Raw genomic sequence first — 19,764 nt, 5'->3', positions numbered from 1 at the left:
AGGAAGCAGTATTTTGAACGAAGAAAACAAACAAAACGAAAATGAAATTCAATCTGATGCAAAGCAAGCCAAAACAGAGAAGAAAAGTTCACTGTTTGAATGGATCAAAGCCATTTTAATCGCACTTGCGCTCGTCTTGCTCATCCGTACGTTTATATTTGAACCGTATGTAGTGGAAGGAGAGTCAATGGAACCGACGCTTCATGACGGAGAAAAGCTGTTTGTCAACAAAACCATTAACTATCTCGGTGGTGTGAAACGCGGTGACATCGTGATTATTAATGGAAAAGATGGTCAGAAGATTCATTATGTCAAACGATTGATCGGCCTTCCAGGTGATACGATTGAAATGAAGGATGATACGCTTTACATTAATGGTAAAAAAGTAGATGAGCCTTATTTAAAAGAGAACAAGGCGCATGCGAAAGAGTATGAAGTGCATTTAACTGGAGATTTTGGTCCAGTGAAAGTACCGAAAAACGATTACTTTGTGATGGGGGACAACAGACTAAATTCCATGGACAGCAGAAATGGACTTGGCCTCATTGAAAAGGATCGGGTTGTCGGGACATCAGAATTTGTTTTCTTCCCATTTGGCGACATTCGACAGACAAAATAAAAGCACCTTCTCATGGGCAAGAGAAAGGTACTTGAACAAGCGACCCTTACAGAAGGGTCGTTTTTAATTTGGCGTGAGCACTGTAACGATGATCACAATCGCTAGAACAGAAGCGAACACAGATCCGGTAATGGCTAAAACGGATCGAAACAATCCGATCTTTTGGTTTTCTTTGCCCCGCTTTTGTAAAAAACGTTTGGAAAAGATGTGGACCAATGTGTAAATGAGGACAAGCCCAATATAAAGGCCAAAGTCCTTCGCATTAAAACCTGTTGCAGATAAATAAATGCCCATAAAGAAAATCAATAAACAGTATTCCATCAGTGTGAGTAATCTCAAATCGCACGAACTCCTTCAATCAATCATTCCCGTTTATTATACCATAATGGACAAAAAGCCTTCGTTCTTAGCGAGAGACGTTTCTATCAAACGTTATTCATGTTATACTTCATAATGATGAATGAGTGATGGAGGATTAATAAATGATTGCAGTAAATAATGTTAGTTTGCGCTTTGCTGATCGTAAACTATTTGAAGAAGTAAATATTAAATTCACTCCTGGCAACTGCTACGGATTAATTGGTGCCAATGGAGCTGGTAAATCAACGTTCCTAAAGATTCTTTCTGGAGAAATTGAGGCTCAAACGGGCGATGTTCATATGAGTCCTGGTGAGCGTTTAGCGATTTTAAAACAGAACCACTTTGAATACGAAGAGTTTGAAGTATTAAAAGTCGTCATGATGGGTCACAAACGTCTATATGATGTGATGCAGGAGAAAGATGCGATCTATATGAAACCTGATTTCTCAGATGAAGACGGGATTCGTGCAGCAGAGCTTGAAGGTGAGTTTGCTGAGTTAAACGGCTGGGAAGCAGAAAGTGAAGCAGCGATCTTATTAAAAGGTCTTGGCATTCCAGAGAGCCTTCAATCGAAGAAAATGTCTGAGCTTGGCGGTTCTGAAAAGGTAAAAGTACTTTTAGCTCAAGCTTTATTTGGCAAGCCTGACGTTCTTCTTCTCGATGAGCCAACGAACCACTTGGACTTACAAGCGATCCAGTGGCTGGAAGAGTTCCTCATTAACTTTGAAAATACCGTCATCGTTGTTTCGCATGATCGTCATTTCTTAAACAAAGTATGTACACATATTGCGGACCTTGATTTCGGTAAAATCCAAGTATACGTCGGTAACTATGATTTCTGGTATGAGTCCAGCCAGTTAGCGCTGAAACTCAGCCAAGATGCAAATAAGAAAAAAGAAGAACAAATTAAGCAGCTTCAAGAATTCGTTGCCCGGTTTAGTGCGAACGCTTCTAAATCGAAGCAAGCGACCTCAAGAAAGAAATTGCTTGATAAAATCTCTTTAGACGACATTAAGCCGTCTTCACGTAAATATCCGTATGTCCATTTTGCACCAGAGCGCGAAATCGGAAATGATGTTCTTCAAGTAGAAGGTCTATCAAAAACAATTGACGGCGTGAAAGTACTGGATAACGTCAGCTTTATTATGAATCGCGAAGATAAAATTGCGTTCTTAAGCCGTAATGAGCTTGCTGTGTCCACTTTATTTAAAATCCTTGCTGGTGAAATGGAGCCAGACAGCGGATCATTTAAATGGGGCGTCACAACGTCACAAGCCTTTTTCCCGAAAGACAATAGTGAATACTTTGAAGGAAACGACGTTGATCTCGTCGATTGGCTTCGTCAATATTCTCCGAATGATCAAAGCGAAAGCTTCCTGCGTGGTTTCTTAGGACGTATGCTTTTCTCTGGGGAAGAAGTGAAGAAAAAAGCAAGTGTCTTATCAGGAGGAGAAAAGGTTCGTTGTATGTTATCAAAAATGATGCTGTCTGGAGCGAATGTTTTACTGCTGGATGAGCCAACGAACCACTTAGACCTAGAATCCATTACAGCGCTGAATAACGGCCTCATGAGCTTTAAAGGAGCTATGCTCTTCTCATCTCATGACCATCAGTTTGTTGAAACAGTCGCAAACCGGATTATCGAAGTGACGCCAAATGGCATCGTCGATAAACAAACAACATATGATGAGTTCTTATCAGATCAAGACATCCAAAAAAGACTTCAAGAGCTTTACGCATAACAAAAAAAGACATCCACATTTGGATGTCTTTTTTTGATTAAATTGCCCAGTTTCCATTTCGGAAGATCGGTTCGCGTTTCCCGTCTTTTGTGATTCCGTCAATATTCATTTCCTTTGAACCAATCATGAAATCAACGTGTGTAATACTGCTGTTCACACCCGCTGCATCCAATTCTTCTCGTTTCATTTCTTTTCCGCCTTCGATATTAAATGCATATCCGCTGCCGATGGCAAGGTGGTTTGATGCATTTTCATCGTAAAGTGTATTGTAATAAAGAATATTTGAGTTAGAAATTGGTGAATCATCTGGTACGAGGGCAACCTCACCTAGATAATGAGAGCCTTCATCTGTTTCAACGAGAGATTTTAAAATATCTTCGCCTTCTTTTGCTTTCACATCCACAATCCGGCCATTTTCAAAGGTTAATGAAAATTCATCAATGATGTTTCCAGCATAACTGAGCGGCTTTGTGCTTGAGACTGTCCCGTTTACTCCGTCTTTTTTCGGTACGGTAAAGACTTCTTCTGTCGGCATGTTGGCCATGAACGAGACGCCGCGTTCACTTACGCTGCCAGCACCTACCCAAATATGCTGCTCTGGAAGCTCGATCGTTAAGTCTGTGCCCGGGGCTTCATAATGAAGCTTGTGGTAGTGGCGTTCATTGAGTATTTTGACCTTTTCGTTTAATGACGCATCGTGGTTTTTCCAAGCCTCAACAGGATCTGCTTGATCAGCGCGTGCGACTTTAAAGATTTGATCCCACAATAAAGTGACAGCCTCTTCATCTGTATGATCAGGGAAAATCTTTTTCGCCCATTCTTTTGATGCAGCACCTACGACCGTCCAAGCGACTTTGTCAGATTGAACGTATTGACGATATGTATGTAGTGCTGAACCAGCAGCCTTTTGCTGTGCAGCAATTTTTTTCGAGTCAATGCCTCGCAGAAGGTCAGGGCTTTCTGACAAGATGGTAATAAAAGCGCCGCCGCGTTTTGCGATGGTTTCCATCATCTGTGCTTCCCATTCTGGGAATTGCTCAAATACATCCTGTGGCGCATGTTCATATTTTAAACGAGTGAGAACACCATCACTCCAGCGGATATGTACGTTTTTCGCCCCGCGCTCATACGCGTGTTTCGCTACAAGACGAACAAGGTGTGCAGATTCAGTAAATGCAGACACAACCACTTCCTGCCCCTTTTGTACATTTACACCGACTTCAACGATGGTCTTAGCATATTGATCTAGTTGTTTTTCAAATGAACTCATAAAAAACCCTCCTTTAGTCATGTTCATCATATCAGATTTAAGACCGAAAAGGAAAATGGGGAGCACGCTTAAAGCCAAAATAAAAAAGCCGCTTTCGTGCGGCTTTTTTAGCGGTTCAGTTGTTTCACAGGCTGTGCATTAGAAGGCGGCATATGTGAAAACGACAGGCTCATTCCTCCTAAAATAATACCCGTTAAAATGACTGTGACAACGACCCGTTTACCTAAATCAAGCAACATGTTCTTCCTCCTTCACGTTTATCCATTTCTCACGATATGATCGAAATGACGAAAAAAGAAGTAGAACAAGAAGATTATTTTAAAGTTTTTTGCAATTTGTCGATCACTTCTAATGAACGACCTGTTCCAATTGCAACAGATTCAAGTGGATTGGCTGCAATATGGACTGGAACAACAATCTCTTGAGAAAGCCATTCTTGAATTCCATTTAAAAGAGCGCCGCCGCCAGTTAAAATAACGCCGCGGTCTACAATATCCCCGCTTAGCTCAGGAGGGCTGTCCTCTAATGTGGCACGAATCGCTTCTAAAATATGAAGAAGTGATTCTCGCATGGCACCTTGAATTTCATGAGAGACAAGTGTGATCGTTTTTGGCAGACCTGTCACAAGATCGCGCCCGCGCACTTCTAATGATTCAGGCTCATGCTCAATAAGACCATACCCAATTTCCATTTTCACCTGCTCGGCAGTCCGTTCGCCGATTAATAGGTTATATTTCTTTCTGACAAACGTAATGATATCTTCATCCAGCTGATCGCCGCCAATTCGGATCGAATGACAAGAGACAACGCCGCCAAACGAAATGATCGCAACTTCCGTTGTTCCGCCGCCAATATCGACTACAACGTTCGCAACAGGCTCGTCTACCGGGAGATCAGCACCGATCGCAGCTGCAACAGGTTCTTCAATTAAATGCACATGTTTTGCTCCGCAGTTTTTCACAGCATCGCTGATTGCGCGGCGCTCAACAGCCGTTGAACCAGAAGGTGTACATACAACGACAGTTGGCTTTCTGAAGGTAAATCCGATATTTTTTCCTGCTTTTTTCATGATTTGTTTAAGTAAATCTGTTGTCATATCATAATCAGCGATGACACCGTCTTTCATCGGACGGATCGCAACAATTTTCCCAGGTGTTTTCCCGATCATTTCTTTTGCTTCTGCTCCGACGGCAAGTACAGTCTTTGTTTCTGTATCGACTGCCACGACGGACGGTTCATTTAAAATGATTCCCTTATTTTTACTATAAACCAATATGTTAGCTGTTCCTAAATCAATTCCAATTTCGGCATTTTGAAACATGTTTTCACCCAATCTCTATTTTTGCTGTTTTAAACAATTTTACATTTAAAAGTTCAGCGGGTTGATGTCATTTGTGGGGGTTTGTGATCACCTTGAAATGAATCTGTAAAATTCAAGTATCATTTTGACAATCACAATAAATTTTCCCTTTGTTTTTTTGTTTATGAAAAAAATTTTTATAGAGGAGAAACCTTTTAAGAATCTCTTACGTCTACGATATATCAATTGGTGAAAAACAGATTGATCTTGAGCTAATGAAAGAAAGAGGGAACGAAATTGAAATCTATCGGAGTCGTAAGAAAAGTAGACGAACTAGGGCGAATTGTGATGCCAATCGAATTGAGAAGAGCACTTGATATCGCTATTAAAGACAGTATGGAATTTTTTATAGATGGAGATAAAATCGTCTTGAAAAAATATCAGCCAGAGGGTGTTTGTCTCATGACTGGTGAGATTACATCAGAGAACCATGAATATGGAAATGGTCAAATTACATTAAGCGCTGAAGGCGCAGAACTGCTGTTAAAAGAGCTGCAAGAAGCTCTTCAGCAGTAATCAAAATAGCCTGCTCTCTCCCTTTGTGCTGAGAACAGGCTATTTTTTCTAAAAAAAATGACCCATCTCCCTCAAAAAATAAGTGGAAAATGGTACAATTGACAAAGAATCTCAGGGCGGCAGGTGGAATCATTTGAACAAAACATATCAAGTGCGGATCATGTTATCTGTTCTTGCATTTATTTTAATCTTAAGCTGGGATTTCTTTTATTATCTAGGCGGCTATCAAATTAATTGGCCGCTCGATCTAGCCTTTACAGTCGTTGTGTTAGCAGGGATCTGGGTTGTCTCAGGATATGTAGACCGCTTGAATTTACTTGTGTCAGATCTAAATAAGAGAGAAAAAGAAGCACACGAACTGACAGAGCGGCTGAATCGAATTACAGATAACTTGCAAGAAATTGTCTTTGAAACAGATGAAAAAGGGCACATCATTTTCTTAAATCAAGCATGGAAACAAATGACCGGCTATGACATAGATGAATGTCTAGGTACGATGTACAATCAGTACTTTGATCAAGAAGAAAGAGTTATTCAGCATTTGTCATCTGTCATCCAAGAGCATAAGGATTCAGGGCGGATCGAGCTGCAGCTTCTTCACAAAGAGGGAAAGAAAGTATGGGGAGATGTTCATTATAAGCTCTACTTTGATGAGAAGCACCAGTTTACTGGAGGCATTGGAACAGTTGCAGATATTACAAAACAAAAGCTGGCAAAGCTTGAGCTTGAAAGATCAAATCAACAATTGCAAATGCAGGCGCAAAAGCTGGCCGTTGCAGGACAAATAGCCGCTGGAATCGCCCATGAAGTCAGAAATCCGCTGACCTCAGTAAACGGGTTTTTGCAGCTGATGAAAACACAATATCCTGAAAGAACCGATTATTTTGACATTATCTTTTCCGAAATTAAACGGATTGATTTTGTTTTAAGTGAGCTGCTTGTGCTGGCAAAGCCGCAGTCGGTCCATTTTCAAGAAGTTCAGCTTCATGGACTGTTAGAGCAGGTCATTACATTGCTAAAAACGAATGCAGTCCTTTCGAATATTGATCTTAAACAGCCATTTAAAAAGCAGGATGCCGGTGCTATATTAGCAGACGCTAACCAAATGAAGCAGCTGTTCATTAATTTAATCAAAAATGCCATTGAGGCAATGCCTGAAGGCGGAAGCATTTACATATCAACAGAAAAATTGATGAACGAATGGAAAATTACCATTCAAGATGAAGGAAAAGGGATGTCTGAAGAGGATATTCAGAAAATATATGATCCTTTCTTCTCCACGAAAACAGAAGGGACGGGGCTTGGTCTCACCATCTGTGCAGCGATTTTAAAAGATCATCATGGTAGAATGGATGTGTCCAGTGAGCTGGGAAAAGGTACAGCTTTTCATATCTATTTACCTGTGTGTCAAAAAAGCAGACAGCAGCAAGGCGAGAGGGCGTGATTTCATGACAATGAAAGCTTTATTTGTATATGGGACGCTTCTGCAGCATGAAGAGCACCATGAGACGTATATGAAAGAAAGCAGACCATTAGCTAAATCAGCTTGGATCAGTGGCAGAATCTACGATACAGGTCATGGATATCCTGCGTGCGTTCCTGAAGAAAAAAGCACAGTATATGGAGAATTGTACGAGGTAACCGCAAGCGCGTTGAATAAGATAGATTTACTTGAGGAAGGGTATGACAAGCAGGTGGTCGATGTCATCACAGACCAAGGGCCGGTGGCGGCTATTACATACACTTTACCAAAGCAGAAAGCATCATCGCTGAAGGAGATCGAGAGCGGCTGCTGGAAGGAATATAGAATATGGCAGCAGAAGCCGGCATCCTTCTATTATTTTGCCTATGGTTCCTGTATGGATGATGCAAGATTTAAGCTGGCGGAAGTCGATCATTATTTTAAACAAATCATCGGCGGCGGGGCACTGAACGGCTTTACAACTAGATTTACATTGGTGAGGCCTGATGGATCAAGAGCCGATATGGTAGAAGACGGCGGAGAAACAGAGGGCGTTTTATATGAGGTTCCTTTTGATGCCATTCGATATTTGTACAAACGAGAAGGCGTATATGAGGGCACATATCGTCCAGCTTTTGTCGATGTCAAAATAGGTGATCAAATATATGTTGACTGTTTAACCTTTCTTGTTCTTCAAAAGAGCGAAGAAATTGCTCCGCCAGGTCATTACCGCAGTGAAATTGAAAAAGGAGCAGATCTTTACTTAAGTGAAGCGTTCCGCAAAAAAATTCGCTCGCATATGGATTCATTAATCAAACCGTAGTAAAATGCATGGTAAGAGAGATAAAAGGAGTCTGAACATGAAAAAGGAATATGCAGTCATTGGTCTTGGCCGCTTTGGCGGAAGTATTTGCAAGGCGCTGAGCGAAGAAGGACTTGAAGTCATGGCCATGGATATGAATGAAGATCGAGTGAACGAATACGCGAAAATTGCCTCACATGCGGTCATTGGTGATTCGACGGACGAATCTGTTTTAAAAAATCTCGGTATCCGCAATTTTGATCATGTCATCGTTGCGATTGGTGAAAACATTCAGGCCAGTATTTTAACGACGATTATGCTGAAAGAGCTTGGCGTTAAAATGGTCACAGTAAAAGCGCAAAACGATTACCACGAAAAGGTGCTAAATAAAATTGGGGCCGATCGCATCGTTCATCCAGAACGGGACATGGGCAGACGAATTGCACATAAAATCATCTCTAACAATGTATTAGATTATCTTGAGCTTTCGGATGAGTACAGCCTCATTGAAATCGTTGCCAACAGCAGGCTTGCAGGGCATTCTCTTCTAGATCTGGATATTAGAGCGAGATATGGCATTAATATTGTGGCGATAAAACGCGGAAAAGAAGTGATTGTTTCACCCCTCGCAGATGAAATGATTCAAAAAGAAGATATTCTGATTGTCATTGGTGCAGTAGCCGATATCGGACGCTTTGAAAAACGAGAAATGCAGAACGATTATTAAACACTCCTGGGGGGGTGTTTTTTATATGATTGTGTACACACGAGGTGGACAGTGAAGAGGAAAGAAGACATGAAGAAGGGCTGTTTTGTTCTGAAATAACAGCAAAAGTCAATCATCATATTTTTCGTGCAATTACCACTATTCAGAAATAAAAATCAGTCTTTTTATCTGGTTGATTTTCTCTAAATGTCATTGACTGGGCAAACAGATTCGTTTACGATAAGAAACATTATATTGTTTACTTGGAGGAGGCAGTGTCGTTGGATAAGGAGCTTTTCAGACATCAAATTGAAGTAGCTGCAAAGAGAAAAAAAGCAGCCCTAGTGATTAAACATGCGAAGGTTATGGACGTGTTTAACCAGGAATGGATAGACGCTGATGTCGCTGTTGAAAATGGACAAATAGTAGGGATTGGAGAGTACGAGGGAGAACAGGAGCTGGATGCAGCAGGTCAAATGCTTGTACCCGGTTTTATTGATGGCCACGTTCATATCGAGTCCTCTATGGTTACCCCTGCTGAATTCTCCAAAGCTGTCGTCCCGCACGGTGTGACAACTGTCGTAACAGACCCGCATGAAATTGCCAATGTGTCAGGGATTACAGGCATCCGTTTTATGCTGGAAGAAGCGAGAAAAGCTGCCTTAAATATTTATTTCATGCTGCCATCCTGTGTACCGGCAGTCAGTTTTGAACGTTCAGGTGCTGTTTTAAAAGCGAAAGATTTAAAACCCCTTTATCAAGAGAAGGAGGTTCTTGGTCTTGCCGAGGTGATGGATTATGTCGGTGTGGAGCAGGCAGAAGAAGATATGCTTCAAAAGCTGCTTGATGCTCAAAATGAGAATAAATTGATTGATGGCCATCTAGCAGGCTTAACAGACCGTTTAATAAACGTTTACCGCACAGCGAATGTCCAAACAGATCACGAGGTGACAACGGCCGAAGAAGCCCTTGAACGTGTAAAACGAGGCATGTATGTCATGCTGAGAGAAGGCTCTGTTGCCAAAAACGTGAAAAACGTTTTACCAGCTGTGAATGAAAAGAATGCGAGACGCTTTTTCTTTTGTACCGATGATAAACATTTAGATGATTTAATGGATCAGGGAAGTATTGATGATCAAGTACGCATGTCTATAAAAGAAGGGCTGGACCCATTTTTAGCGTATCAAATGGGAAGTTTAAACGCAGCGGAGTGTTTTGGCCTCAAAACAAAGGGAGCCATTGCGCCAGGCTTTGATGCTGACTTTATGCTTGTCTCTGATCTTCATCAAGTAGACATCACCAGCGTATTTATTGCAGGAGAATTGGTGGCGCAGCATGGAGAGTACAAGCCAAGTGTCGAAAAGATTGCACCGAGTCCAGCATTATTACAATCTGTTCATGCTATAGACGTTCAAGAGCAAGATCTGGTACTGCCTATTACAGACCATCAAAAAATGAATGTCATCCGCATTATTCCGAATCAGCTAGAAACAAAATTACAACAAGTCTCTCCTTCAGAAACGAACGGGCAATTCACTAGTGATACAGAAAGAGATGTTTTAAAAATGGTGCTTGTCGAACGTCATCAAGGCTTATCTGAAATGGGGATAGGGATTGTCAGCGGCTTTGGGTTAGAAAAGGGCGCTATTGCAACAACGGTTGCGCATGATTCTCATAATTTAATTGCGGTTGGCACAAATGATGCTGATATCGTGAAAGCCATTGACGCTTTAAAAGAAGCAGGCGGCGGTTTGACAGTTGTCAAAGATGGTCAGTCTCTTCATACGCTGCCATTACCGATCTCTGGTTTATTGTCAGATCAGCCGGCACATCTAGTAAATGAGAGCCTGCATGCGCTCCATGAAGCGTTAAAAGAAACAGGTTTTACTTTAGACTTTAATCCATTTTTGACGCTGTCCTTCTTGGCACTCCCAGTTATTCCTGATGTGAAAATGACGACAAAGGGTTTGTTTGATGTCAGAAGCTTTCAGCATCTCCCAATTCAATCATAAAAAGAGAGAAACCGCATATGTATATATGCGGTTTTTTAATGAATGGTGAAAAAAGAGACACAGCCAAGCGGCTTGTGTCTCTTTTTGTGATTACACTTCCATAATAATCGGTAAGATCATTGGGCGGCGTCTTGTTTTTTCATAAAGGAAAGGTGCAAGGGTGTCAGTAATTTCGTTCTTAATTTCAGACCACTGAGTTGTCTTACGTTCCATTACTTTTTCAAGATGCTTTGAAATTAAATCCTGTGCATCGTTGATCAGGTCTCCAGATTCTCTCATGTAGACAAAACCTCTTGAGATCAAATCAGGACCAGCAGAGATTTTGAATTCTTTCATGTCCATGCTGACGACTACAATGACAAGACCCTCTTCAGAAAGAATGCGGCGGTCTCTTAAAACGATGTTTCCGATATCGCCAATACCGCTTCCGTCGATATACACGTTGCCTGATGGAATTTTGCCAGCGACACTTGCTTCGTCACCTTTCAGTGCAAGAACTTCACCGTTATCCATGATAAAGCAGTTTTCCTCAGGGATGCCGCAATCATTCGCAAGTTTGATATGCGTTTTTTGCATGCGGTATTCACCGTGAATCGGCATAAAGAATTTTGGTTTAATTAAACGGAGCATCAGCTTTTGTTCTTCTTGTCCGCCGTGACCAGATGTATGAATATTATTAAGCGAGCCATGAATGACCTCAGCGCCGGCACGATAAAGCTGGTTAATGGTGCGGCTTACGCTAATATTGTTACCTGGGATCGGTGAAGATGAGAAGACAACAGTGTCTCCAGGGTTAATGGAAATCTGGCGGTGAGTACCGTTCGCAATACGAGAAAGAGCTGCCATCGGTTCACCCTGGCTCCCAGTACAAAGAATTGTCACTTTGTTTGCTGGAAGGCGGTTGATTTCATTATGTTCAATAAACGTGTTTTTTGGACATTTAATATAGCCAAGATCTTGTCCAATATCAATAGCAGACTCCATACTGCGTCCAAATACAGCGACTTTTCTGCCGTTGGCAACAGCAGACTCAATCACTTGCTGAAGTCTGTGAATGTTTGAAGCAAACGTGGCAAAGATGATACGTCCATCGACTTTTCTAAAGATGTCATCAATGCTTTCACCTACGCGTCTTTCAGACATCGTAAATTCTGGGATTTCACTGTTTGTACTATCAGATAAAAGACAAAGAACGCCTTCTTTTCCGATCTCAGCCATTTTGGTTAAATTGGCAGGTTCGCCAACAGGAGTAAAGTCAAACTTGAAATCACCTGTATGTACGATGTTACCAGGAGGTGTCTTGACGACAATTCCATAAGAATCTGGAATACTGTGTGTCGTTCTAAAGAAAGACACAGCTGTTTTTCTAAATTTAATGGTATCTTCTTCTTCAAAAATGTGAAGTTTTGTTTGTCTCAAGAGACCATGCTCTTCCAATTTATTACGAAGTAGGCCGATTGCGAGTTTGCCGCCGTAAACTGGAATATTCACTTGCTTGAGAAGGTAAGGGATACCGCCGATGTGGTCTTCATGTCCGTGAGTGATGAAAAGACCTTTGATTTTATCTTCGTTTTTAACTAAGTACGTATAGTCAGGGATGACGTAGTCAATTCCAAGAAGCTCATCTTCAGGAAACTTAATACCAGCATCAATTAAAATGATTTCATCTTGAAATTGAACGCCATACGTGTTTTTACCGATCTCGCCTAAACCGCCGAGCGCAAAAACTGCCGCCTGATCGTTTTTAACAAATTTCATTCCTCTCATAGCTCCAATACTTTAAAATTTTCACTTTCTCGTTCATAGTCTAAAAAAGCACCGTCTACAGGCTGAATGAATTCAATGTTGTAGTTATGTTTTTTCAACTTATCGCGTACGTCTCTTTCAGAAACCGCTTCAACGTATAGTGAATCTGTGTGTTCTCTTACAGGTACCTCAGTAGTACTTGCCTGAAAAAATACCTTATATATCATCCAAATCTCTCCTTAAATACCGTATGTTACACTCGCTTATTCTATTATATTAAAAAAACGCGCATAAGAAAAGTCTCTGAGAAAAAAGGACCTTCGGCAAATGTGCGGAAGATCCCTTTAAGCAATCGATTTTTTACGAAGCATGTCCTTCCATTGTCTTCGAATTTTCTTGCGCAGACGACGTAGCATCACATGCCGCCTCCTTTCGGTTTGAAGTGAGCTTAGACAGCGTATTCCGTTCTCTCTATATACTTGTATTATATGATGTTTCCAATGAATGTTACATGGTTATATGTGGGAAATAGGCGTTTTCAAAAGGAATTGGTTTCGAAAGCGGAAATCTTTCTGTATGATGAAAGGGAGTGTATATACATAACAAAGGGCAGGAGGGCGAGATATGAATAAAAAAGTCATCTTCTTTGATATCGACGGTACTTTATATGACCATGATAAAAAAATACCTGAGTCAACGAAGCGAGCAGTTCATTTATTAAAAGAAAAAGGACATCATCTCTTTATTGCATCTGGGCGTTCTCCTTTTCTGATTCAGCCCATTTTAGAAGAATTAGGGCTTGATTCATTCATTGCTTATAACGGTCAGTATGTCATGTATGAGGGAGATGTTATTTACGGCAATCCGCTGAAGCAGGAGCTGATGGAGCGGATTTATGAGACAGCGGATCGTCATGATCATCCGCTTGTTTTTATGGGAGAAGAAACGATGAAGGCGTCTGTGCCGAATCATCCGTTTATCCATGAAGGAATCGGTACTTTAAAAACAGAACATCCTGAGCATGATTTGTCTTTCTTTAAAGAAAACGACATTTTTCAAATGCTGTTATTTTGTAAAGCAGAAGAGGAAGTGCAATATAAGGCATTCCGCGAAGAGATTGACCTTGTCAGATGGCATGAGCTGTCAACAGACGTTCTGCCAAAAGGCGGATCAAAAGCTGAAGGGATCAAACGAGTCATCGAAAGACTTCCTTACGATCAAAAGGACACCATTGCCTTTGGAGACGGACTGAACGACAGAGAAATGATTTCGTTTGCTGGAACAGGCGTTGCGATGGGAAATGCTGTGAGTGAACTGAAAGCATTGGCTGATTTTGTGACAAAGCCGGTAGATGAGGACGGCATATTCCATGCAGTGACCCATCTTGGTCTCATTGAAGAATAAAAAAAGAAGACCCTTAGATCACCGGGTCTTCTTTTTATGTTATGATCTGCCGATTGCAACAGAGTTTTCTGGTTCAGCGAATGGCTGATCCTTTTGAATATGATCATAAAACATAATGCCATTTAAATGGTCAATTTCATGCTGAAAGACAATGGCGGGGAACCCTTTTAGACGGATATCAATGTCCTCTCCTTCAAGAGTTGTAGCCTTGACCCTGATTTTTTGATATCGAGGAACAAATCCAGGGATAGCTTCATCAACAGATAAGCAGCCTTCACCAGTAGCTAAATAAGCTCTTTTGACTGAATGACTGACAATACGCGGGTTGAACAGAGCATAGCTGTATTCTTCTCCGTCTTCATCCTCACAGTGAACAGCGATCATCCGTTTACTAATATTGATTTGCGGAGCTGCCAATCCAACGCCGGGTCTTAGGCCGTATTTTTCAGCAATGTCAGCATCCTGACTGTTTTTAACGAATTCGATCATGTCAGCTAATTGCTGTTTTTCCTCTTCTGTCGGCGGGAGCTCGACCGCTTCAGCTGTTTGTCTTAAGACGGGATGTCCGTCCCTTACGATATCATCCATGGTAATCACAAAACTTCACTCCTATTTCCTTTGTATGTAAAGTATATAAAATGATACACAACATATGCAATGAAATAAAGAAGACCGGTCATATGAGACCGGTCAGAGGCTTAAACCGCCTTAGCAGCAGCCACCGCCGCCGCCTAAGAATGCTGCGCCAACGATGATTAATAGGATGAAAAGCACAACGATTAAAGCGAATGTACGTCCGCCGCCGTATCCGCATCCGTATCCACCGCCATAACTTGGGTAACAACAACCGCCGCCATATCCACCGCCGTATCCATACCCGTAACCGCCGTATCCACCATACATACTTCCATGACTATAATTAGACATACTTTTGACCTCCTTTGGAAATACACTCGGCCTCTCATAAGTGAAGGCGAAGCGTGTAATATAAACTATGTATGAATGCACTATTTGTATAGTCATGCGCCTATGGCTTGAAAAAAATCTTCTCCGCCTCATCAGGCTGACCTCTTTCCTTGTCACAAACGCCTATAAAAATTATAGTGGTATGTGGAGATGTAAAGGGGGACCTTGTGATGAGACAGATGAAAAGAAGCATGAAAGCAGGTGCTGCTTTAGCGGGGATATGTACCCTTTTGCTGGCAGGATGCGGAGGTCAAAGTCCGTTCAATGACATGCAGGATGCGATGACGAAAATGAGTGAAAAAGAAGCATCTTTCGAAAAAGAGCAAGGTACACTGCAAAGCTATGAGAAAAAAGAACAGAAGCTGTATACAAAAATGATTCAAACAACAAAGGACCATACAAAAACAGTGTCAAGCCTTTCTGATCAGGCGTTAGCATCGGCAGCGAAACGAGAAGAACATTTAAAAACAGAAAAAGACAGTATGGATCAATCGAAAAAAGAATTGAACACGGTAAAGGAATCTGCCGCACGATTGCAAGATGCGGAGTTAAAAGAGAAAGCTGATCAAACAGTTAAATCAATCGAGAAACGATATGCGTCATATGATCAGCTTTACAAGGAGTATCAAAAGGCGCTGAAACAAGATCAGCATTTGTATCAATCTTTAAAGAAAGAGGATTTAGGATATAAAGAGCTGAAGTCTAAGCTGAAGGCCGTGAATCGTTCATATAGTAAAGTCAGAAAAGAAAGTAAGAAGTTCAATCAATATACAGACCAATTGAATGAGAATAAACAAGCTTTATATAAAGCGGCAGATCAAGAGTCAAAAAAGAGCTGAAAAACAGCTCTTTTTTTATTTTTCGACAAAAACAAACATTTTCTATTGTAGTACAGCAGTACACTCTATACTAGTACAGTTCGAGTTGTTTGTTAAACAGATTGATACAGTTCACCATAAAAAGTAAAGCGAATACATTTATTTAAATAAAGCCGTTAAATCAATTGACGGACTATTTTTCTTGTTGTAAACTATTCCTTGTTAACAGAAGTTGTATTAGTTTTTTGTGAACTATCGTTAATACAGTTAGAAGGACTCAAAAACGAGTGGTCAACCAATGTTTCGACAACGATCTTAGTGGCTATTATATACAGGAGTCATATGAGTATTTTGGGTTATCCTATATCTGTATGTATAAATGGATTCACGACAAATGGACTGTTAAAAGAAAGGAAGAGGTGACTTTAGAATGGCTGCAAAAACAAAAAAAGCAATTGTTGATAGCAAAAAGCAATTTGATGCCATCAAAAAGCAGTTTGAAACGTTTCAAATTTTAAACGAAAAAGGCGAAGTCGTAAACGAAGCGGCAATGCCGGATCTTTCAGATGACCAATTAAAAGAATTAATGCGCCGTATGGTGTTTACACGTGTATTAGATCAACGTTCAATTTCATTGAACCGTCAAGGACGTCTTGGCTTCTATGCGCCAACAGCTGGACAAGAGGCTTCTCAGCTTGCAACTCACTTTGCACTTGAGAAAGAAGATTTTATTCTTCCAGGATATCGTGATGTACCACAATTAATCTGGCATGGTCTTCCGCTAACAAAAGCATTCTTGTTCTCTCGCGGACACTTTGTTGGTAACCAAATGCCTGAAGATGTGAATGCACTTTCACCGCAAATTATTATTGGTGCACAAATCATTCAAGCTGCTGGTGTAGCTCTTGGTTTGAAAAAGCGCGGTAAAAAAGCTGTTGCAATCACTTACACTGGTGACGGTGGAGCTTCACAAGGTGATTTCTACGAAGGTATTAACTTTGCAGGGGCTTACAAAGCGCCAGCGATTTTTGTTGTCCAAAACAACAGATATGCGATCTCTACACCTGTTGAAAAGCAGTCTGCTGCACAAACAATTGCACAAAAAGCAGCTGCAGCTGGTATCGTAGGCGTACAAGTTGACGGTATGGATGCATTAGCTGTTTATGCAGCAACTGCTGAAGCTCGTGAGCGCGCTGTAAATGGTGAAGGTCCAACATTAATCGAAACTCTTACATTCCGTTACGGCCCACATACAATGGCTGGTGACGATCCAACAAGATATCGTACAAAAGAAGATGAAAACGAGTGGGAGCAAAAAGATCCATTGGTACGCTACCGCAAATTCTTGGAAAACAAAGGCCTATGGTCTGAAGAAGAAGAGAATAAAGTCATCGAAGATGCAAAAGAACAAATCAAACAAGCAATCAAAGAAGCTGACGAACAGCCTAAGCAAAAAGTCACTGACTTGATTGAAAACATGTACGATGTGAAACCATTCAACTTAGTTGAACAGCTTGAAATTTACAAACAGAAGGAGTCGAAGTAAGCCATGGCGCAAATGACAATGATTCAAGCGATCACTGATGCGTTACGCACAGAACTGAAAAATGACGAAAACGTTCTCGTTTTCGGAGAAGACGTTGGTAAAAACGGCGGCGTATTCCGTGCGACTGAAGGATTGCAAAAAGAGTTTGGTGAGGATCGTGTATTCGATACTCCACTTGCTGAATCTGGTATTGGCGGTCTTGCAATTGGCCTTGGACTACAAGAATTCCGCCCAGTAATGGAAATTCAATTCTTCGGATTCGTTTACGAAGTATTAGATTCTGTTTCTGGACAAATGGCTCGTATGCGTTACCGTTCTGGCGGACGCTGGCATTCTCCAGTGACAATCCGTTCTCCATTCGGCGGGGGAGTTCACACACCTGAGCTTCACGCTGACAGCTTAGAAGGTCTTATCGCACAACAGCCTGGTATCAAGGTTGTCATTCCTTCAACGCCTTACGATGCAAAAGGATTATTAATTTCTGCAATTCGTGACAACGATCCTGTAGTATTCCTTGAGCATATGAAACTTTATCGTTCTTTCCGTCAGGAAGTTCCAGAAGAAGAGTACACAATTGAAATCGGTAAAGCTGACGTGAAACGTGAGGGTTCTGACCTTTCAATCATCACTTATGGTGCAATGGTTCACGAATCACTAAAAGCTGCTGAAGAGCTAGAAAAAGAAGGCGTTTCTGCTGAAGTTATCGACCTTCGCACAGTAAGCCCGCTTGATATTGAAACAATCATCGCTTCTGTTGAAAAAACAGGCCGTGCGATCGTTGTTCAAGAAGCACAAAAACAAGCTGGTATTGCTGCAAACGTAGTAGCTGAAATCAATGACAGAGCGATCCTTAGCTTGGAAGCACCAGTACTTCGTGTAGCTGCACCTGATACTGTATTTGCTTTCTCTCAAGCTGAGAGCGTATGGCTTCCAAACCATAAAGACGTACTTGAAACAGCGAAGAAAGTTCTTGAATTTTAATTAAATGACAGAGGGGAAAAGAATTTATTTCTCTTCCCCTTTATCAATTACATGACCGTGTAAATTTATACACAACAAGGGTTCAACAAAATCTAGGAGGCGAAAAACAGTGGCATTTGAATTTAAACTTCCGGACATCGGAGAAGGTATCCACGAAGGTGAGATCGTTAAGTGGTTTGTTAAACCAAACGACGAAATCAATGAAGATGACGTTTTAGCAGAGGTACAAAATGATAAAGCAGTTGTAGAAATTCCTTCACCTGTTAAAGGAAAAGTATTAGAATTAAAAGTTGAAGAGGGAACAGTTGCAACTGTAGGACAAACAATCATTACGTTTGATGCACCTGGTTACGAAAATCTTCAATTTAAAGGCAGCGAAGAAGAAGGCGAAGCAAAAACTGAAGCTCAAGTACAAGGTACTGCTGAAGCTGGTAACGAGCCAGAGAAGAAAGAAGTAGCACAAGAAGAAGCGGCAGCAGCAACTGGTGCAGGTGCACAAGAGCAAGTAGATGCTGATCCAAACAAACGCGTCATCGCTATGCCATCTGTACGTAAATATGCTCGTGAAAAAGGCATTGAAATTTACAAAGTTGCAGGTTCTGGTAAAAACGGACGTGTGTTAAAAGAAGATATCGACAGCTTCGTTAATGGTGGTTCTGCAGCTCAAGAAGCAGCACCTCAAGCAGCTGAAAGTGCGAAAGAAGAAGCAGCTCCTAAAGCGGCAGCAGCTCCAGTTCTTGAAGGAGAATTCCCAGAAACTCGCGAGAAAATGAGCGGAATCCGCAAAGCAATCGCGAAAGCAATGGTGAACTCTAAGCATACAGCTCCTCACGTAACATTAATGGATGAAGTTGATGTAACAAACCTTGTTGCACATCGTAAACAATTCAAACAAGTTGCAGCTGATCAAGGAATCAAGTTAACTTACTTGCCTTACGTTGTAAAAGCTCTAACTTCTGCTTTGAAAAAGTACCCAGTACTTAACACTTCTATCGATGATAAAACAGATGAAGTTGTGCAAAAGCATTACTACAACATCGGAATTGCAGCTGACACTGAAAAAGGCTTGCTAGTTCCAGTTGTGAAAAATGCAGATCGCAAAGCGATTTTCGAAGTTTCTAACGAAATCAATGAGCTTGCAACAAAAGCACGTGATGGTAAATTGGCTCCAGCTGAAATGAAAGGTGCATCTTGCACAATCACAAACATCGGTTCTGCTGGTGGACAATGGTTTACTCCAGTCATCAACCACCCAGAAGTAGCGATCCTTGGTATTGGCCGTATCGCTGAAAAAGCGGTTGTTCGTGATGGCGAAATCGTTGCAGCTCCAGTCTTAGCTCTTTCCCTAAGCTTTGACCACCGTATGATTGACGGAGCTACTGCGCAAAATGCCCTTAACCACATCAAGCGTTTATTGAATGATCCACAATTAATTTTAATGGAGGCGTAAATTC

20 protein-coding genes are annotated in these 19,764 nt (G+C 41.3%); 12 read left to right on the top strand and 8 right to left on the bottom strand.

Annotated features, from left to right (window positions below):
- The first annotated feature begins 46 nt into the window (after window positions 1–46).
- Entirely contained in the window at window positions 47–619 is a 573-nt protein-coding gene (lepB, locus tag NSS92_RS07535; protein ID WP_029706712.1) for a signal peptidase I, read from the top strand.
- Between the two features lie 63 nt (window positions 620–682).
- Here the strand turns inward: lepB and NSS92_RS07530 are convergent, their stop codons facing one another.
- Window positions 683–958 carry a hypothetical protein gene (locus NSS92_RS07530; RefSeq protein ID WP_041084975.1) on the bottom strand — a complete coding sequence of 92 codons (276 nt, stop codon included), beginning with the start codon at window positions 956–958 and terminating at the stop codon, window positions 683–685.
- Window positions 959–1,101: 143 nt separating this feature from the next.
- Between NSS92_RS07530 and NSS92_RS07525 the strand changes: the two genes are divergently transcribed.
- On the top strand, window positions 1,102–2,721 hold the full coding sequence (locus tag NSS92_RS07525; protein WP_142944692.1) for an ABC-F family ATP-binding cassette domain-containing protein: 1,620 nt from the start codon (window positions 1,102–1,104) through the stop codon (window positions 2,719–2,721).
- 37 nt (window positions 2,722–2,758) lie between these two features.
- Here the strand turns inward: NSS92_RS07525 and NSS92_RS07520 are convergent, their stop codons facing one another.
- The 3 genes from NSS92_RS07520 to mreBH all read right to left on the bottom strand — a co-directional run bounded on the left by NSS92_RS07520 (window position 2,759) and on the right by mreBH (window position 5,312).
- Complete coding sequence (locus tag NSS92_RS07520) at window positions 2,759–3,991, bottom strand: aminopeptidase (RefSeq protein WP_340867256.1); 1,233 nt, start codon at window positions 3,989–3,991, stop codon at window positions 2,759–2,761.
- 107 nt (window positions 3,992–4,098) lie between these two features.
- Window positions 4,099–4,230: a protein YkpC gene (locus NSS92_RS07515; RefSeq protein ID WP_003210922.1), complete on the bottom strand. Its 132-nt coding sequence runs from the start codon at window positions 4,228–4,230 to the stop codon at window positions 4,099–4,101.
- A gap of 74 nt (window positions 4,231–4,304) precedes the next feature.
- Entirely contained in the window at window positions 4,305–5,312 is a 1,008-nt protein-coding gene (gene mreBH, locus NSS92_RS07510) for a rod-share determining protein MreBH (protein WP_142944694.1), read from the bottom strand.
- Window positions 5,313–5,588: 276 nt separating this feature from the next.
- Between mreBH and NSS92_RS07505 the strand changes: the two genes are divergently transcribed.
- From NSS92_RS07505 to ade, 5 genes are all read left to right on the top strand, one after another.
- Window positions 5,589–5,867, top strand: coding sequence for an AbrB/MazE/SpoVT family DNA-binding domain-containing protein (locus NSS92_RS07505; protein WP_017359400.1), 279 nt, complete (start codon window positions 5,589–5,591; stop codon window positions 5,865–5,867).
- 133 nt (window positions 5,868–6,000) lie between these two features.
- Window positions 6,001–7,311: an ATP-binding protein gene (locus tag NSS92_RS07500; protein ID WP_340867255.1), complete on the top strand. Its 1,311-nt coding sequence runs from the start codon at window positions 6,001–6,003 to the stop codon at window positions 7,309–7,311.
- Between the two features lie 4 nt (window positions 7,312–7,315).
- Window positions 7,316–8,152: a gamma-glutamylcyclotransferase gene (locus tag NSS92_RS07495; RefSeq protein WP_267586165.1), complete on the top strand. Its 837-nt coding sequence runs from the start codon at window positions 7,316–7,318 to the stop codon at window positions 8,150–8,152.
- Between the two features lie 37 nt (window positions 8,153–8,189).
- Window positions 8,190–8,858 (top strand): potassium channel family protein, encoded by a 669-nt coding sequence (locus tag NSS92_RS07490; protein WP_008345123.1) that lies wholly within the window; start codon window positions 8,190–8,192, stop codon window positions 8,856–8,858.
- 260 nt (window positions 8,859–9,118) lie between these two features.
- Entirely contained in the window at window positions 9,119–10,849 is a 1,731-nt protein-coding gene (gene ade, locus NSS92_RS07485; RefSeq protein WP_340867254.1) for an adenine deaminase, read from the top strand.
- Window positions 10,850–10,939: 90 nt separating this feature from the next.
- Here the strand turns inward: ade and rnjA are convergent, their stop codons facing one another.
- Window positions 10,940–12,607, bottom strand: a complete 1,668-nt coding sequence (rnjA, locus tag NSS92_RS07480) for a ribonuclease J1 (RefSeq protein WP_012009818.1) — start codon at window positions 12,605–12,607, stop codon at window positions 10,940–10,942.
- Between the two features lie 5 nt (window positions 12,608–12,612).
- Complete coding sequence (locus tag NSS92_RS07475; RefSeq protein WP_008345114.1) at window positions 12,613–12,822, bottom strand: DNA-dependent RNA polymerase subunit epsilon; 210 nt, start codon at window positions 12,820–12,822, stop codon at window positions 12,613–12,615.
- A 397-nt stretch (window positions 12,823–13,219) separates the two neighbouring features.
- Between NSS92_RS07475 and NSS92_RS07470 the strand changes: the two genes are divergently transcribed.
- Entirely contained in the window at window positions 13,220–13,999 is a 780-nt protein-coding gene (locus tag NSS92_RS07470) for a Cof-type HAD-IIB family hydrolase (protein ID WP_142944698.1), read from the top strand.
- A 39-nt stretch (window positions 14,000–14,038) separates the two neighbouring features.
- Here the strand turns inward: NSS92_RS07470 and def are convergent, their stop codons facing one another.
- Together def and NSS92_RS07460 are read right to left on the bottom strand one after the other, a co-directional pair.
- Window positions 14,039–14,596, bottom strand: a complete 558-nt coding sequence (gene def, locus NSS92_RS07465; protein ID WP_024424751.1) for a peptide deformylase — start codon at window positions 14,594–14,596, stop codon at window positions 14,039–14,041.
- A gap of 111 nt (window positions 14,597–14,707) precedes the next feature.
- Window positions 14,708–14,902 carry a YjcZ family sporulation protein gene (locus NSS92_RS07460; RefSeq protein ID WP_267586469.1) on the bottom strand — a complete coding sequence of 65 codons (195 nt, stop codon included), beginning with the start codon at window positions 14,900–14,902 and terminating at the stop codon, window positions 14,708–14,710.
- 233 nt (window positions 14,903–15,135) lie between these two features.
- Here NSS92_RS07460 and NSS92_RS07455 point away from each other — a divergent pair, with 233 nt between their 5' ends.
- The 4 genes from NSS92_RS07455 to NSS92_RS07440 all read left to right on the top strand — a co-directional run bounded on the left by NSS92_RS07455 (window position 15,136) and on the right by NSS92_RS07440 (window position 19,760).
- The gene (locus NSS92_RS07455; RefSeq protein WP_340867253.1) at window positions 15,136–15,804 is read left to right on the top strand and encodes a YkyA family protein; all 669 of its coding nucleotides are present in this window, start codon (window positions 15,136–15,138) and stop codon (window positions 15,802–15,804) included.
- A 409-nt stretch (window positions 15,805–16,213) separates the two neighbouring features.
- Entirely contained in the window at window positions 16,214–17,329 is a 1,116-nt protein-coding gene (gene pdhA / locus NSS92_RS07450; protein ID WP_024424754.1) for a pyruvate dehydrogenase (acetyl-transferring) E1 component subunit alpha, read from the top strand.
- Window positions 17,330–17,332: 3 nt separating this feature from the next.
- Window positions 17,333–18,310, top strand: coding sequence for a pyruvate dehydrogenase complex E1 component subunit beta (gene pdhB / locus NSS92_RS07445; RefSeq protein WP_012009824.1), 978 nt, complete (start codon window positions 17,333–17,335; stop codon window positions 18,308–18,310).
- A gap of 109 nt (window positions 18,311–18,419) precedes the next feature.
- On the top strand, window positions 18,420–19,760 hold the full coding sequence (locus NSS92_RS07440; protein WP_003211261.1) for a dihydrolipoamide acetyltransferase family protein: 1,341 nt from the start codon (window positions 18,420–18,422) through the stop codon (window positions 19,758–19,760).
- Window positions 19,761–19,764 lie beyond the last annotated feature (4 nt).

The sequence above is a fragment of the Bacillus sp. FSL M8-0166 genome, from assembly GCF_038008825.1.
GTDB classification, from domain to species: domain Bacteria; phylum Bacillota; class Bacilli; order Bacillales; family Bacillaceae; genus Bacillus; species Bacillus safensis.
Note: the sequence above shows the minus strand (reverse complement) of the source record. Positions and strands in the feature narration are given on the sequence as shown.

What these genes read in the sequence shown, in the direction of transcription:
- NSS92_RS07495 (WP_267586165.1), top strand. Translation starts at nt 7,316, where the DNA reads ATGACAATGAAAGCTTTATTTGTATATGGGACGCTTCTGCAGCATGAA.
- NSS92_RS07490 (WP_008345123.1), top strand. Translation starts at nt 8,190, where the DNA reads ATGAAAAAGGAATATGCAGTCATTGGTCTTGGCCGCTTTGGCGGAAGT.
- NSS92_RS07455 (WP_340867253.1), top strand. Translation starts at nt 15,136, where the DNA reads ATGAGACAGATGAAAAGAAGCATGAAAGCAGGTGCTGCTTTAGCGGGG.
- NSS92_RS07460 (WP_267586469.1), bottom strand. Translation starts at nt 14,902, where the DNA reads ATGTATGGTGGATACGGCGGTTACGGGTATGGATACGGCGGTGGATAT.
- mreBH (WP_142944694.1), bottom strand. Translation starts at nt 5,312, where the DNA reads ATGTTTCAAAATGCCGAAATTGGAATTGATTTAGGAACAGCTAACATA.
- NSS92_RS07475 (WP_008345114.1), bottom strand. Translation starts at nt 12,822, where the DNA reads ATGATATATAAGGTATTTTTTCAGGCAAGTACTACTGAGGTACCTGTA.
- NSS92_RS07520 (WP_340867256.1), bottom strand. Translation starts at nt 3,991, where the DNA reads ATGAGTTCATTTGAAAAACAACTAGATCAATATGCTAAGACCATCGTT.
- NSS92_RS07525 (WP_142944692.1), top strand. Translation starts at nt 1,102, where the DNA reads ATGATTGCAGTAAATAATGTTAGTTTGCGCTTTGCTGATCGTAAACTA.
- pdhA (WP_024424754.1), top strand. Translation starts at nt 16,214, where the DNA reads ATGGCTGCAAAAACAAAAAAAGCAATTGTTGATAGCAAAAAGCAATTT.
- NSS92_RS07470 (WP_142944698.1), top strand. Translation starts at nt 13,220, where the DNA reads ATGAATAAAAAAGTCATCTTCTTTGATATCGACGGTACTTTATATGAC.
- NSS92_RS07515 (WP_003210922.1), bottom strand. Translation starts at nt 4,230, where the DNA reads ATGTTGCTTGATTTAGGTAAACGGGTCGTTGTCACAGTCATTTTAACG.
- pdhB (WP_012009824.1), top strand. Translation starts at nt 17,333, where the DNA reads ATGGCGCAAATGACAATGATTCAAGCGATCACTGATGCGTTACGCACA.
- rnjA (WP_012009818.1), bottom strand. Translation starts at nt 12,607, where the DNA reads ATGAAATTTGTTAAAAACGATCAGGCGGCAGTTTTTGCGCTCGGCGGT.